Source organism: Roseburia porci, assembly GCF_009695765.1.
In the GTDB taxonomy this organism is placed as follows: Bacteria; Bacillota; Clostridia; order Lachnospirales; family Lachnospiraceae; genus Roseburia; species Roseburia porci.
In genome coordinates this window covers 44,508-59,835 of sequence record NZ_VUNI01000015.1, presented here as the reverse complement: position 1 = coordinate 59,835, position 15,328 = coordinate 44,508, and the positions used below count along the sequence as shown (strand labels likewise).

Here is a 15,328-nt window from a genome sequence, read left to right as displayed (position 1 = left end):
GTCCAGTTCTATTACAATTCTATATTTTTTAAAATGCCCTCGGTTTGTCCCATACTTTTAATCGCGTTCCGATATCGTGAACAAGTGCATAGGTGTAACATTCGTAAGCCCATGCAACGTCCTCGATCGGCATGCCTTCCATGGATACGAGGATGATCTCATCATCCGATTCGCGCCCTGGCTTCTTTCCGCGGATGATCTGTCCGATCTGCGTGATGGAATCACGTTCGATCAGTCCGTCTTCTACCATGTATACAAAATCCTCACCCATGCAGCCTGTGTGCAGACGGTTTCCGGCTTCATCGTATCCAAGTTCATCTTCTTCTGCGTAATTTTCATACATTCCATAATTGTCGATGACCTTTTTCAGATCGACGATGCTTTTATAGTCCATATTAAATGTACTTGAGGATATATACAAAAGTCCCGGCTTCATCCACTCCCTCTTTACTTCCGGCCATTGCCCTGCCATACAGGAAATTGCCTCGCTGACGATATCCGCATCGCGTACTGCCTCTTCCATTGTTGCACAGATGATGACATTTTTTACGCGTGGGTAGCTTTTTTCAATGTAGCTTTTCATATTGAGCGCGGTTTTCGAGGTCGGGGAGCTTCCCTTGATCTTGATCGTTTCGATCTCAGGCCGCACAGTCATGATCGACATCAGGCATGCTTTATTGACAACACCACAGCCGAGCAGTGTGAGCACCTTGGCATTTTTGACTGCTAAAAGCTTTGCTGCCATTCCCGGCATTGCACCGGTCCGCATGGAACTAAGGAGGTTGCCGGACATGTAGGCAAGCGGTTTTCCGGTCTCCACATCATTTAACATGACCATGAGAATGGATCTCGGCAGGCCTTTTCTGCGGTTATCACCGTTAGAGCCGTACCATTTTTCGCCGGCGACGTGAAATCTTCCTCCCAGATACGCCGGCATTGCGATAAAACGGCGGTCTCTCGAATTATTAATCGGGAAATTCTCAATCGGGGATTTTTTCGGAAAATACAGCATGAGTCCATGCGCATCGTTGTATGGCCCTCCCATGATAAAATCACCATCTTCCATAAGTCCGATTGTTTCCTCCATGACATCGACGCATCTGGCTGCATTTAATACCCCTGCATCGACCATGTCTTCCTCACTCAGATACAGAAAACTGACTTCCGTTTTTTCCTTCTCGATATTGCTTTTTCTTCCTGCTGGTTCCGATGTTACATCTCTTTCTGTTGTCATAACCATCACTCCTATCTCATGGAAAAAGAAAAGGCGCGGTATGCTGTTTTGAGCACCCTCGCCTTTTTCTGAATTTATGTATTCATCTTATTTTTGTTCTAATATAAACCCTCGAACCATACCATAGTCAATCTGGTTTCCACGGTTCCTTATTTTTTAAAGTACACATCCATATAAAAATTATTATCGAAAGTGCATTCGCTAATGTTCCTGTTTTCATAAGGCCATACAATCCGATCTGTCTGCGGATGATTCCACAGAAAAAAGCGGCAATTCCTTCTCCGATTCCAACCGTTGCGACACTGACCAGCGTTGTTCCCTTCACGATATCTGCTTTCGGCAGATTCTCTTCAATAAAGAAAATACTCCCCGCATAATACAATCCAAGTCCCAGCATTTCACAGGTCTGTGCTGCGATCACAACTGCTATGTTATCTGCATAGGTCGGGATCAGGTTTTTAAGTGTCATAAAAAAAGCGCAGCACACCATCATCCACTGAATCGGGATTTTACGACGAAGCTTTAAAATAATCACTGCCGAAGGGACTTCAGAGATTGCCATAACAAATTCAGAAATCCCATAGTGTGTATTGCTTCCGCCAAGTCCGGTAAAAATGTCGATCAGAAAAGTTGTTCCGAAATTATATCCCATAAACATCACCGTTGACCCGATGAGAAAAGCTGTAAATGCCGGATAATGCGTCAGCAGATACCCAACTGTATGCGGTGTTATTGTTTGATTCATCGTCATTTCCTGTTGTGACGTTATTTTCTGATCCGCCCGTGCCTTTTTTCTTTTTTCCGATACCAGATTCTGCTTTCTGATGCTTTCCCACGGCATAAAACATGCCATGACAGCAAGCAGAAGCACCAGAAAAAGTCCGCAGAGTGGAAACGTTTTTAGACCAAACCAGTCACAGTACAATCCTGCCAGCACACAGAGGAGAGCCCAGGAGATCGAGCCTCCCATGCGGCCTTTGGCATAATTGACATCCACCCCATGATTGCAATACAGCATGGACAGCGAATCGATAAGCGGCTGCAAAGTTGTAAAAGTAATTCCAAACCCCATGGACAGAACAAGCATCAGAATGAAATTATGTCCTGCCATATAAAGCGCTACGGTCAGGATTCCTGCTCCCGCAGACAGCACTGCGATCAGATACTTCAGTGGAATCGTATATCTGGTGCGGTCTGCAAATGCGCCGATCCAGACCTGAAACACCACCCCAACCAGAAGTTTTACACTGTTTAGCACCCCGATCTCAACTTCCGTAAATCCTTTTGACTGCAGGATCTGTGTCATATAGGCATAATGAACGACCGCAGCTCCCCAGAACAGTACCTGAAGCCAAAAATACCGGACATTCAATTCCTTTGCGCTGTGTTTCATAGGCACTCCTTACGCCATAAATGGTGTATCCCAGAGTTTCAGTTTTGTTCCAATGCCCTTTTCCAGAGCCTTTTTATAGCATTCATATCCCCAGCCGACATCAAGGATCGGCATGCCGCCGAGACTGATCATAATGATTTCATCTTCTGAGCTTCTTCCAGGTTCTACCCCTCGCACAATTGCTCCGAGATGCTGTACTTCTTCTTTTTTGATTGCTCCCTCAGAGATCATATTGACGTATGCCATGCCTGGAACTCCCATGGATACCGGCTTTCCAGCCTCATCGTATTCCTGGTAGACATTGATGTATTCCTCGTACATCCCGATGTTATCTACGACTTTTGTGATATGCTTCTTCGTAAACTCATAATCGACATCCACTGTGCCCGATGAGATAATCAGACAGCCTTTTTTGATCCATTCCGGCTTGATCTCCGGCCATTTATGCGGTGCAACCGAAACAGCTTCACTGATGATATCCGCGCCTGTAACCGTCTCTTCGACGCTTCCGCAGATCTTAATCTCTTTTAACTGCGGATAATTGTCTTTTGCAAATTCCATCAGTTCCTGTGCTGTCTTGGATGTCGGTGAACTTCCCTTGATCCGAACTTCTTCGATTCCCGGCATTTTTGCCATGATCGCCATTAAAGAAGTACGGTTTACAACGCCTGCACCAAGAAGTGCGAGCACTTTTGAATCCTTTCTTGCAAGATATACAGCACTCAGTCCCGGCATTGCTCCGGTTCTCATGGCACTTAACAGATTTGCGGACATATAGGCAAGCGGCTGTCCAGTCTCCACATCGTTTAGTGTCACCATAAGAATGGATCTCGGAAGCCCTTTTTTCGCATTTCTTCCGTTGGAACCGTACCATTTTTCTCCTGCCAGATGGAATCTTCCACCCAGATAGGCCGGCATTGCCATGAATCTGCGGTCTCTTGAATCTTCAAGTGGAAATCCCGGAATATCCGATTTCTTTGGAAAAATCAGCTGCATACCATGATCATTATGTTCTTTTCCACCCATCAGATAATCTCCGGAACTTAATAAACTCATGACTTCTCCGACTGTATCCACACAGTGGCCTGCATCCAGCACCCCTGCTTTTATCATGTCTTCTTCATTTAAAAATAAAAACTCAATCTTTGTATCCATACTGCTTTTCCTCCTGTCTGTTATACTTATCCAGGCAATTGCGAAATTCACAGGAATATGCTGTAATATTCTCCGTAAAGGAAAATCTTTTTTCTTTTACGCCCAATTTCATGGCTATGATATGTCGGATAGTTATCCTTTTCTCCGTAAATCGTCATTTCTTTGTGATTACACCGTCAGTTTTTCAGTATTTGACGGTGTAATCAATAATTTTCTTTTCTGTACGGAGACTCTGCTGTTTATTACATTGAAATCTACATATTTTTCGGTGTAATAAACCATTTTCCGTTATTAACGGAGAATTCAAGCTTTAATTCCAGAATTTCCAGCCTAAAATTTCATCCATGATATGCTTAGTGCCAAAATATATGTATTCCACAATTGCCTGTCACATTTATCTCACTGGTTTGAACCGGTCATAACTGAGTGCGGAAATGTCCACAACGGTTTCTTCTCCAAGTGCCATCTGTGCAAGCATTAATCCGACTGCCGGCGCTGTTCCAAATCCGTGTCCGGTAAATCCACATGCAAGGATCATTCCAGGAACCTCATCCACTCTGCTGATGACAGGCACACCATCGTGGCACATATCGATCCATCCACCCCAGGTGCGGACGATCTTCGCATCTGCAAGCAGCGGAATATAGCTCATAATTGCGCGGCAGCCTGCTGAAACGGTAAGCGATGACGTTTTCAGTTCTGTAAGCGGCATGTCGATTTCTTCCTCCAGACCGCTGTCCGAACCAAATACAAAAGAACCATGTTTGCTCTGATGTCCGTAAAAATCACCATCTGCGCAGCCAAGCATGATATCAAACATATGTGGCTGCATCTCTGTTACAAGCGCTTCTTCAAAATAGGTAGACAATGGAACATCGATTCCAACCGTTCTTGCAAGATAGCGGCTCTCATAGCCGGCTGCAATGATCACCGTCTCCGCTTCAAATACCTCACCGGATTCCAAAATTACCCTGCGGAGTTTTCCCTTGTATAATCCAAGCGATGCTACTTTTGCTTCCGTAAAGAAACGCACGCCCATTTCAACGGCTCTCTTATAATAAGCAAGTGTTGTGACCATCGGATTTGCGTGTCCATCTGTCGGACACCAGCTCGCACCAATGACTTCATCAGACAGATACGGGCAGATCTCCTTCACAGTCTTTGCATCCACAACGTTCATATCCAGTCCGAGTTCCCGTGATCTTGCCGCAAGATTTTCAAGTTTCTTTAAATGTGCCTCGGTTTTTCCCATACGAAGGTTCCCTTTCTGGTAATATTCGACGTCGACACCAAGCTCCTCTGACAGAGTCGGCCACATATGATTGACTGCATACATCGCATACGGAAGTTCTCTCATGTCTCTTCCAGACTGCCTTACTCCTCCACCATTTCTGGAAGAGCCGCCATGTCCGATGCTTTTGTCTGCCTCAAGGACAACCACGTCCTTTACTCCTTTTTTTGCGAGGTAATATGCTGTTGCACAGCCATTTACACCGCCTCCGATAATAATTACATCTGCTGTCATCTTACTCACGGTCGTCACCTCCATCCTTTGCCATGATCCTCATTTCCGTCGGCCGCATCGGTGCTCTCGATGTTGCCGGTTCGATTTCTGCCGGAGATACCTGAAGTTCTCTCGCCACAATTCCTTTTACAAGCTTTCCACAGGTCTGCCCCTGGCAAAGTCCCATTCCGCAACGTAAAAATCTCCGGATTTCTTCGATTGTAAACATTCCCGCATGAACCGCCTGGCGGATCTCGCCTTTTGTGACCTCCTCGCAGCGGCAGATCAAAAGATCATCATCCGGTCCCGGGATAAATGGTCCGATTTCTTTTCGTTTTTCCTGTATATCCTTCATCCGTATCTCCTCCTAAGCTCTTTTATAGAATCTTGCCTTCATCGTCATGTCCGATGGAACTCTGATTGTCAGCAGGTTCGTGTGGTCAAACGCCTTTGCACTCCGTACACTTACAACCTCTGCTTCACAAACCTTTTTCCCGTCTCTTCCGAGTGCAATGCCCTTCTCTCCGGTTTCCGGAAGCGGAAGGAACTCATATGGAAGTGTTACAGTTCCATAACCATCACCTGTATCCTCATCCACAAGAAAAATTGCCTGTCCCGAGCAGGAAGCAACACACATTCCGCAACCGATGCATTTTACATCGTTTTTTACGACCGGAAGTGATGTAATATTGGCTCCAATACTGATACATCCCTTTGCACAGGCATCCTGACACGGGTTACACGGAATATTCTGTGTGCATTCCATGACCGGATGGATTCCAACGGTATGCGTCACTCCCGGATAACGCTCAATCTCATCATCTGCCACAAAGCCTTTTTCAAGCAGATTCATGGAAGTATCGATGCCCTCTTCCGTCTTGGTCACAAGCTTGCCACGGTTTTTCGGTGCAAACATGCCCTGCCGCAGGCTTCCAAGTGCATCCTCAAGCGAATTTTCTTTCTCCTTCAGTCCATCGGCATCCAGATAACCAAGGTAATTTGCGATTGCAGCTCCTGCAATTCTTCCTTCGATCATTGCCGAGCTTGCTTCCTCGATTCCAGCCACATCTCCTGCTGCAAAAATTCCCGGTACTGAGGTTGCTCCATATTCATCACATTCCGGGATAAATCCGCCCGGCGTATCCTTCATCTTACAACCTGCCTGTTTTAACAGCTGTGCCATCGGAGAAAGTCCGACTGCCACGCACACCGTATCAACCTCGAAATGTTTCTCAGTTCCCGGAATAAACTGAAAATTCCTGTCTACCTCTGCAATCGTTACACCATCCACCGCCTCATCTCCGGTGACTTCAACGATGGTATTGGACAGATAAAACGGGACCCCGCATCTTGCGATTTTTGCTGCATGCACACCATAACCTCCAATTCTCGGTGCTGCATCGACGACTGCAACAACCTCACAACCGGCCTGCAAAAGCTGATAGCTTACAACAAGCCCGACGTTTCCGGAGCCAAGCATCAAAACCTTATTGCCCGGCTTAATGTGATGCAGGTTCATCATCGTCTGTGCTGCTCCCGCTCCGATCACTCCCGGTGTCGTCCATCCGCGGAATGGAACCATGTTTTCGCTTGCTCCGGTTGCAGTCAGAATGCTGTCTCCCTTATAATGATGGATTTCCTCTCCGATTTTGACAGTGACTTCCTTTTCCGGATAAAGACCCATGACAGTTGCGTTTAATACCACCTGTACTCCATTTTCCGATGCCTCTGCCAGAAGATCGTCTCCGATCTTAAAACCTCTGATTTTTGCCTTATGCTCCTTTGATCCAAAAAACTTGTGGATCTGTTTGAATAACTGTCCTCCCGGTCTTGCATTCTCATCAAATACAATTGGTTTTAATCCATTTTTTGCTGCCTCGATCGCTGCGGAAAGTCCGGCCGGACCAGCACCGATCACGATAAGATCATATCTTTCCATTATGACTCCTCCTTTTCTGCCGATGCTCCATACTGCGTGTTTACAACCATGCCCTCTTTCAGCGGTGTAATGCAGGTCCTGATATTCGGCTTTCCATCAACCACCATGACACAGTCCGTGCATCTTCCGATCGCACAGAACACGCCTCTCGGTTCATGCTTTTTCGCTGTGTAACGATGCGTCATCACACCAGCCACCCGAAGCGCCGCCGCAATCGGCTCTCCTTCGATTCCCTGTAATGTCTGTCCATCATATGTAAAATTCACGATTTTTCCTTCCTCGGTATCACCGAGAATCGGATGCGTTTTGATTCTGTCCATTGTTTTCCTCCTTATCTGTGCAAATCATACAGTTCCATGTCCCATTGTTTTGGGGCATTTTGTTTTGTAGGGTTGGGGTGTCAAAAGGTGGCTTTCAGCTTATAGCTGGCAAATTGCACAAAACAGCGACTGATTTTGTGACCTGGAAGAAAATTAGAAAATCTTAGTTTGCCTGCTTGTACATAGTGTTTTGCTGCCATGGATGGCGGCAAAAGGCTTAACGCCCCATGGACGGGGCGTTTAAGACGTACACGTCACTCTGAGAAAAAACAAATTAGGTAAACTTAGATTTTCTTATTTTCGGACAATGGAACATAATCGGCACTGCTTTGTGCAATTTGCCAATTAGAACATTAAAAGCCGCCTTTTGACACCCTAACCCTATAAAGCAAAAGGCAAGGGCACCTGAAAAGCGCCCTTGCCTTGCTGTTATACCTATGCTAAACTCTAGTGTAATACCAGAGTCAATATGTTTTTTAAATTTTATGGAGGGATACGTATGGGAACTGAAAAGACCTTTAAAATCGGCGAATTATCCAGAGCTTTTCATATTGGAGTCGATTCCATCCGCTATTACGAAAAGGTTGGAATCCTGAATCCGATCCGGAATCCGGAAAATAACTACCGTTTCTATACCATGGAAGATTTCCGCAGGCTTGCACTGATCCGCGAACTCTTGGGACTCGGCTTCTCCACAGAGCAGATCCGCTCTCTCATTACTGACAGAACGGTCCAGAAGACCCAGCAGATGTTAAGCTCTGAGCTTTCTGCGATTGATGAGGAGATCAACCGTCTCCGCTATGTCCGCAAAAATCTGGAAAGCCGCCTGGAAACCATCACAGACATGGAAGCCAGATACCATGATGAACGCATTGAAGAATTACAGCTTCCTGCAAGGAACTGCATTATGATCCACGATGCCCATCTGACCGATGACATGGTCGATTATTATCTGATCGACTATATGAACCAATATAAAAACTATGTCGGTACCATCGGTGTCTGCGACTGCTACACGTTAGATCTTCCCGGAAGCAACCCGGATTCTTCATATTACCGCACAAAAAACGTATTTTTCTATTCCGATTCGCTCAATAAAAAAGAGTGCAATTATACTCTTCCAGAAGGGCTTTATCTCTCCATTCTTTACCGCGGCCCTCTTACAAAGACGAAAAAACTGCTGCCTTCCCTGTACGACTATGCCAAAAAGAATGGCTACACCGTCACAAGGGAACCCATTGAATTCTGCTATATCGATGAGTACGAAACCAGCGATGAAGCGGAATATCTGATTGAGATCCAGCTTCCTGTCGAACCATCCTAATACGGAAGTCCGCCTTTCACCGGACTTCCTTCAAATACCACGGTAACTGTCTCTGTTGTCCCTAACTTATCCACAGGAACTTCAAATACATTCCTGTTTAATACACAAAAGTTCGCCTTTTTCCCCTTTGCAAGAGAACCAATCTCCTTTTCCATGTGCATACATTTTGCTCCTTCGATCGTAAAACCAAGCATCATATCCCTCACCGGAAGCTTCTCTGATGCCGGCTGACGTTCTTCAAAGCATGACTGCGGATCTCTTCTTGTTGCTGCGATCTGCATTGCTGCAAACGGATTTGCCCGGTCTAACTCCTCAATACTTACGATATCCGAACTACAGCTTAATACGGCTCCATATCTGATAAAATCGCGGAAAGAATAGAATGTATCAAACCGCTCTTTTCCAACGATTTTAAGTGCAGCATCTCCAAAAATCCCGCCATTCCAGTGTGGTGTAATATTAATGTAGATACCGAGTTCTGCTGCCCGCCTGCGATCCTCTGGTTTCGTCAGTTCGCAGTGCAGAAGCGTTACTCTGCTCGTAAATTTCTTTCCTTCCTGCTCCAGTTTCTTCTTCGCATTTTCCACCGCATTCACTGCCGTATGGAATGCCCTGTCCCCTACCATATGAATCTGCAGATCAAGCTTTGCTTCGTTGATCTGAAGCATAGCCTCTGTCAGTTCTTTTTCTTCCATATTGATCACACCGTAATTATCCGGATCTTCCACAAACGGCTCCATGAGAGCTGCTGTACCAAGCTCATTCGTGCCATCCAGAAACAGCTTGATACACTCCGTCTGCATCTTCGAATCCTGATATTTCTCATTCCAGCGTCTCGCCTGTTCGATCGCGTCCGGAAGATCCGACAGTTTTTTAAACAGGGAATTCCCACGGTAATACATGTGAAGTTCCCCCTTCTCCTCAATGCGTTTTAACCCCTCAAAAGTTTCATCTCCTTCTGTGAAACCATCCAGTACTGCTGTGATTCCATAATCGTTAAACTGTTTTAAAATCGGACCGATTACAGCCGGATCACTCTGATCCGGCGGACACCAGTGGATCTTCTCATACATTTTCGGAAGATCTGCTTCATACCGGTGTTCGTACACAATTCCAGTCGGCACATTATGCGCATCTCTGGCATAATTCATGCTTGTGGTCGGATCATAGGGTGTATGTTCGTCAACCTCCAGAAGTTCCAGCATCCGGCTGTTAATCAGACAGCTGTGAAAACCTTCATCGCACAACAACACCGGCCGGTCTGATACATACCGGTCGAGCATTGTTTTGTCTGCGTGTTCCATCCACTCCTGCAGACATGGTGTCGCATAAATGTATGGCACCTCTTCCACCGGATGCTGCTTTGCATATTTTCCGATATCCGCAAGCATTGCATCCAGATCTGCATAACTGTCTTTGTCGAGTACCAGAAGCCAGCTGCTCCTTGCTACCGTTGTAATGTGCACATGACAGTCCACAAAAGACGGAATAATCATCTGCCCGTTCATGTCAATTCTCCTGACATGTGCCGAAGCAACATCTTCCATATCCTGATATGCACCTACTGCAAGGATCTTATCCCCACTTACCCACATAGCATCTGCCCATTCTGCATCATTCTCTGCAGTCCAGATTTTTGCATGATATAAAATATATTCTCCCATAAGCGGTCTCCTATTCGCTTCCCATCAGCATCGTATAGTATTTATCCATAATTGCGATCTGGTCATCATCAATTGCAATATGCCATGAATTTTCCTCGATACCTGGGTCCATATTAAAGTACGGATTATCATAATATCCATCCGGCATAACAGACGTCATCAGATCTCTCTTCAAAAGCGATGCCTGTCCGGCTTCCTGTGCAAATTCTGCCTGAATCTCCGGCTGAAGGATAAAATTCATAAATTCCTCTGCCTCATCCTTCTTCTCACTGGAAGCAGGAATTCCGACAAAGCCGTTTGAACGCTCATATCCACTGTCAATTGCAGCAACTCCATATTTATCCCAGTTATTTTTATCCATCATAAGATATGGATAGTCGTAACAGAATGCAACGGAACAATCGCCGGTCTCAAGCTGCGACATTGCAGATGTTCCGATAAACGCTTTTACATTCTTTTTAATTTTGCCAAGCAGTTCATTTGCCTCAGCGATCTCATCCTCACTGGTCGAATCAGCAGAATAACCGAGGCTCTCGAGTGCTGTTCCATAAAGCGAAATGGTGGAATTGATCATACATACCTGTCCTTCGAGTGCCGGATCTGCCAAATCAGCAAAGGATTTGATCTCAATCGGACAGGTTTCTTTGTTATACACGATAAGGCTGTAAATATTGTCTGATACCGGCATTGTATATTCATTTTTCTCATCGCCGACCGCACCCCAGAATTTATCATCGATATTTTTAGAATTTGGAATCTTATCATAATCAATTTTGGCTAAAAGACCGTTTTCCACAAATGTCTTAACATATGCAGATTCCACATCCACATAATCAAACTCATTTTCTCCGGATACCATCTTGGTGATCAGTTCGTCCGTATTTGTGATATAGGAAACGTTGACATGGATTCCGGTTTCCTCCTCAAACTGGTCAAAAACCTCATCTGGATAAGTGGAATCCCAGATCATCACATTTATCTCTTTTGATTGTCCTGTCTGTGTGCCTCCTGTACTTTCCTGTTTACTGCCGCATCCGCACAGGCTCAATACTGCAAGTGTCAGAATACAAATAACAGATACTAATTTTTTTCTCATAAGCTAAAAACTCCTTTCTATTCTCTACTCCTCAAACATGTAACAGCATTCTCCTCCGATCCATGTTTCAAGCACCTTTGTCTTATAAATCTCTTCCTTCGGAATTGTTGTAACATCCCTGCTTAAAACAACAAAATCCGCGTCTTTTCCGGCTTTGATCGAGCCCTTTTTCTCCTCCAGGAAATTCTCATAAGCGCCACCGATCGTCAGTACTTTTAATGCATCCTCAACGCCGATACATTCCTCCGGAAAATATGGTTTTTTCGAAGTTTTCGGGTCAAAACGGTTCACCATCATATGTAAGCTGAACATCGTATCCGGCGGGACAGTAACCGGAAAATCACTTGCCTGGCTCATCACGATGCCCTCATTGAGATAACTCTTCACATAATACATATGCTCTGCACGCTCTTTTCCGAGGAATGGAAATTCTAACGGCTCATACAGCGGTGTCTCATAATGCCAGTATGGATTTACGACCGCCACCACATTAAGTGCTTTCATCCGCTTTGGCTGATCCGGCTGACACACCTGAAGGTGTGTGATCGCGTTGCGGTACTTTCCCGGGACTTTTTTCTGCGCATACTCAAATGCATTCAGTGCCTCATCGATCGCAGCATCTCCGATCGCATGTACATGGATACTGAATCCTTCCTGCAAAGCCCGTTCCATGCGTTTGTTCAGATCTTCCTGTTCAAACATAAGCGGACCGCAGTCAAGCGGCTCTAATTGATATGGTTCCCGCAGAAGTGCTGTATGTCCGTCAACAACGCCATCCATAAAAAACTTGATCGTATTGACCTGGATTTTTTCCCTTGATGCAAAATGCTTGTGATATGCAACCGCCTGTTTATAAAACTCATCGGTGTTGTCCGACGGATTTAATGTCGGCGCTACACGGTATGTGATCTTTAACTGGTCTTCCTGATCCAGTTCATCATAAGCAGCCATGCGCACAGGTTCGTCCTTTGTATGGCTGAGCATCGGCTCAAAAGCCGACACGATTCCGTGGGACAGTCCGATCTGCTGATAGTAAAGGATCGCTTTCTTATAATCTGAAACTTCTGGAACAGCAAGCGCCGGAGTGATCAGATCGATTGCCATCTCCTGTAAAAATCCGCTCGGCTCACCATTCGGATAATGATTGATCTTACCATTCTCCGGATCCGGTGTATCTTTTGTGATTCCTGCGAGCTCAAGTGCCTTTGTATTCACCCACACGGAATGATGACCTTCATCCGAAATGATAACCGGACGGTCACTGACTACCGCATCGATGATGTCCGCGGTCGGTCCGTCCGGACCAAACAATCCCGGATCAAAGCCTCCGCCTTCGATCGTCGGGTTCTCAGGATGCGAATCTGCAAAATCCTTGATGATCTTCTGGCATTTTTCAATGGAATCCGCTTCCACAAACGGTCCTGTCATAAACTCTATGGTAGAGCTGATATGTGCATGTCCCTCTGTAAAACCCGGAACAATGATTCCGGTGTCATAGGTATGCACCTCTGTTTGTTTTCCAATATATTGCTGGATTTCTTCTTTTGTCCCAACAGCAAGGATTTTTCCATCCTTTACCGCAAATCCCTCTGCATAAAAAGCCTCATCTTCTGAGGTGAATACTTTTCCAAATACTGCCAAATCTGCTGTCATGTCAATTCCTCCTGTTACTGCTTTTTTCACAGAAAAATCCCCCAACTGCACAACCTTGTACAATCAGGGGAGCTGCTATTTTCTTTTGTTTACTGTCCACTCATAAGCTCGTTATACAACGTATCCATAGCTGCGGTCTGCTCATCACTTGCCGCAAGATCTTCGTGATCCGGCCACATATCCGCAAACTGCTGCATAATTGGATTATCAAAGTAATCGCTGTCAACGTCGTCCTTGATCAGATCCTGTTTGACAGCTGGAACACCGCCCCACTCATTTGCAATTGCTGCAGCGGCATCCTCTGTATAAGCATAATTGATAAATTCATTTGCAAGCTTCTGTTTCTTGGATGATGCTGCGATCGTCCAGTACTGGGTATAACCAAGTGTCGTATCCGGAATGATCTCGAATTTATCCCAGTTTTCTTTGTCGTCACACATTAACATGTTGTAATCATAAGTATACGCTACGGAGCAATCTCCGGTTTCAAGAGAGGAAATCGAGCTTGCACCAAACGCCTTGACATTCGGTTTAATCTTCTGCAAAAGCTCCTGTGCCTCATTTAATTCATTCTCATCCGAGCTGTTTGGAGAATATCCAAGTGCCTTTAACGCACCTGCATAAAGGGAAATGGTTGCATTCGTGCACCAGAGCTGTCCCTCTAACGCAGGATCTGCAAGATCCTTAAACGAAGTAATCTCAATCGGACAGGTCTCTTTATTTACGACAACACCGGTATACAGTGGTCCGCTGATCGGAAGACTGTATTTTAAGTCTTCATCGCCGATCGGGCCTTTTTCCACATAGGAAGGTTCAATATTGTCATAATTGGTGATCGCATCATAATCCAAAGGTGCTAAAAGGTCGGCATCCACAAAGGATTTGACGTATGCACTCTCCACATCGATGACATCATATTCATTGCTTCCCTGAAGCATTTTGGCAAGGATCGTATTGGTGTCCTCCACATAGGTTACATTGACCTTCACACCATATTCCTTCTCAAATCCGGAAATCTGATCATCCGCGACATCGCCCTCCCATGTCAGTACATTTAAAGTATCTCCGGCAGAAGCACTTTCTGTACCATCTCCGGAACTGCTCCCACATCCTGTGATACAGCCTGCTGCGAGCACTGCAACCATAAAACCGGCAATTATTTTTCTTTTCATATCCTTTTCCTCCTGATTCTGTATCATCCATCTGCAGAAATTTCTGTAATCCTACAGATCTACAAGTTTATGTTTTGCTTTTGCATCCTGATGTGTTTTTACCGCGTCAAAAATCAGATATGCTGCAACTCCGAGAATGCTTACCGCAAAGATAATTGTTGTCAGCGCATTGATCTCCGGGGAAACACCCTTTTTCATCATGGAATAAACCTTCATCGGAAGTGTTGTCGTTCCTGCATCGGCAAGGAATGAAGTTACGATCAGTTCATCCAGTGAGAGGGAAAATGCCATAAATGCTCCGGAAATAATACCTGGCATAATCTGTGGAATTGTCACATGAAACAACGTATATACCCTGTCCGCCCCAAGATCTAAGGATGCCTCTTCGATGGATGGGTCCATGCCGACCAGTCGTGATTTTACGGTTATGTATACATATGGCAGGCAGATCGTTGTATTTCCGATCACGATGATTGGTACGCCAAGTGAAATACCTGCGGTATTGAAGATCATAAACATTGCGACCGCAAGCACGATCTCCGGAATAACAATTGGAAAATATACGGAATTTGTAATCAGCTTTGCAAATCTGCTTTTGGATTTTTTATAGCCGATTGCACCCATTGTTCCAATCAGCGTTGCAAAAACCGTTGTGAGCACGGCGATCAGGATTGTTGTTCCAAAGATCTTCCAGAGTTCGCTGTCTCCCATTAATTTGCTGTACCATTTTGTGGTAAATCCCTGCCATACCACGTTCGCCTTGCTTGTATTGAATGAAAATACAACCATGACTGCAACCGGTGCATAGAAGAACAAAAATAACAATATGACATATATTTTGTGAATTTTATTCACCAATGTTTTCTTTTTCATA

At 45.1% G+C, this 15,328-nt stretch carries 13 protein-coding genes; 1 reads left to right on the top strand and 12 read right to left on the bottom strand.

The features are described from left to right. Nucleotides 1-28 precede the first annotated feature (28 nt). The 7 genes from FYJ75_RS09455 to FYJ75_RS09425 all read right to left on the bottom strand — a co-directional run bounded on the left by FYJ75_RS09455 (nucleotide 29) and on the right by FYJ75_RS09425 (nucleotide 7,545). On the bottom strand, nucleotides 29-1,234 hold the full coding sequence (locus FYJ75_RS09455; protein ID WP_154430210.1) for a tyramine oxidase subunit B: 1,206 nt from the start codon (nucleotides 1,232-1,234) through the stop codon (nucleotides 29-31). Nucleotides 1,235-1,361: 127 nt separating this feature from the next. Further along, complete coding sequence (locus tag FYJ75_RS09450) at nucleotides 1,362-2,627, bottom strand: MFS transporter (protein ID WP_154430209.1); 1,266 nt, start codon at nucleotides 2,625-2,627, stop codon at nucleotides 1,362-1,364. A gap of 9 nt (nucleotides 2,628-2,636) precedes the next feature. Then, entirely contained in the window at nucleotides 2,637-3,782 is a 1,146-nt protein-coding gene (locus tag FYJ75_RS09445) for a tyramine oxidase subunit B (protein ID WP_154430208.1), read from the bottom strand. A gap of 394 nt (nucleotides 3,783-4,176) precedes the next feature. Then, on the bottom strand, nucleotides 4,177-5,307 hold the full coding sequence (locus FYJ75_RS09440) for an NAD(P)/FAD-dependent oxidoreductase (RefSeq protein ID WP_235907065.1): 1,131 nt from the start codon (nucleotides 5,305-5,307) through the stop codon (nucleotides 4,177-4,179). A gap of 1 nt (nucleotide 5,308) precedes the next feature. Continuing rightward, complete coding sequence (locus FYJ75_RS09435) at nucleotides 5,309-5,641, bottom strand: (2Fe-2S)-binding protein (RefSeq protein WP_154430206.1); 333 nt, start codon at nucleotides 5,639-5,641, stop codon at nucleotides 5,309-5,311. A 12-nt stretch (nucleotides 5,642-5,653) separates the two neighbouring features. Further along, a complete protein-coding gene (locus tag FYJ75_RS09430) occupies nucleotides 5,654-7,225 on the bottom strand; it encodes an FAD-dependent oxidoreductase (protein ID WP_154430205.1) in 1,572 nt (523 codons plus the stop codon). Continuing rightward, complete coding sequence (locus FYJ75_RS09425) at nucleotides 7,225-7,545, bottom strand: (2Fe-2S)-binding protein (RefSeq protein WP_154430204.1); 321 nt, start codon at nucleotides 7,543-7,545, stop codon at nucleotides 7,225-7,227. Before FYJ75_RS09425 ends, FYJ75_RS09430 begins: the two co-directional genes overlap by 1 nt. A 499-nt stretch (nucleotides 7,546-8,044) precedes the next feature. On the opposite strand from FYJ75_RS09425, the gene FYJ75_RS09420 reads away from it, so the two are divergent. Next, entirely contained in the window at nucleotides 8,045-8,869 is an 825-nt protein-coding gene (locus FYJ75_RS09420; RefSeq protein WP_154430203.1) for a MerR family transcriptional regulator, read from the top strand. On the opposite strand, the gene FYJ75_RS09415 is transcribed toward FYJ75_RS09420, so the two are convergent. The 5 genes from FYJ75_RS09415 to FYJ75_RS09395 all read right to left on the bottom strand — a co-directional run bounded on the left by FYJ75_RS09415 (nucleotide 8,866) and on the right by FYJ75_RS09395 (nucleotide 15,327). After that, nucleotides 8,866-10,533: an amidohydrolase gene (locus FYJ75_RS09415; RefSeq protein ID WP_154430202.1), complete on the bottom strand. Its 1,668-nt coding sequence runs from the start codon at nucleotides 10,531-10,533 to the stop codon at nucleotides 8,866-8,868. The genes FYJ75_RS09420 and FYJ75_RS09415 overlap by 4 nt on opposite strands. A 10-nt stretch (nucleotides 10,534-10,543) precedes the next feature. Then, nucleotides 10,544-11,629, bottom strand: a complete 1,086-nt coding sequence (locus FYJ75_RS09410; protein WP_154430201.1) for an ABC transporter substrate-binding protein — start codon at nucleotides 11,627-11,629, stop codon at nucleotides 10,544-10,546. Between the two features lie 24 nt (nucleotides 11,630-11,653). Further along, entirely contained in the window at nucleotides 11,654-13,282 is a 1,629-nt protein-coding gene (locus FYJ75_RS09405) for an amidohydrolase (protein WP_154430200.1), read from the bottom strand. 89 nt (nucleotides 13,283-13,371) lie between these two features. Beyond that, a complete protein-coding gene (locus FYJ75_RS09400; protein WP_195838985.1) occupies nucleotides 13,372-14,454 on the bottom strand; it encodes an ABC transporter substrate-binding protein in 1,083 nt (360 codons plus the stop codon). 51 nt (nucleotides 14,455-14,505) lie between these two features. Next, complete coding sequence (locus tag FYJ75_RS09395; RefSeq protein WP_154430198.1) at nucleotides 14,506-15,327, bottom strand: ABC transporter permease; 822 nt, start codon at nucleotides 15,325-15,327, stop codon at nucleotides 14,506-14,508. Between the last annotated feature and the right edge of the window lies 1 nt (nucleotide 15,328).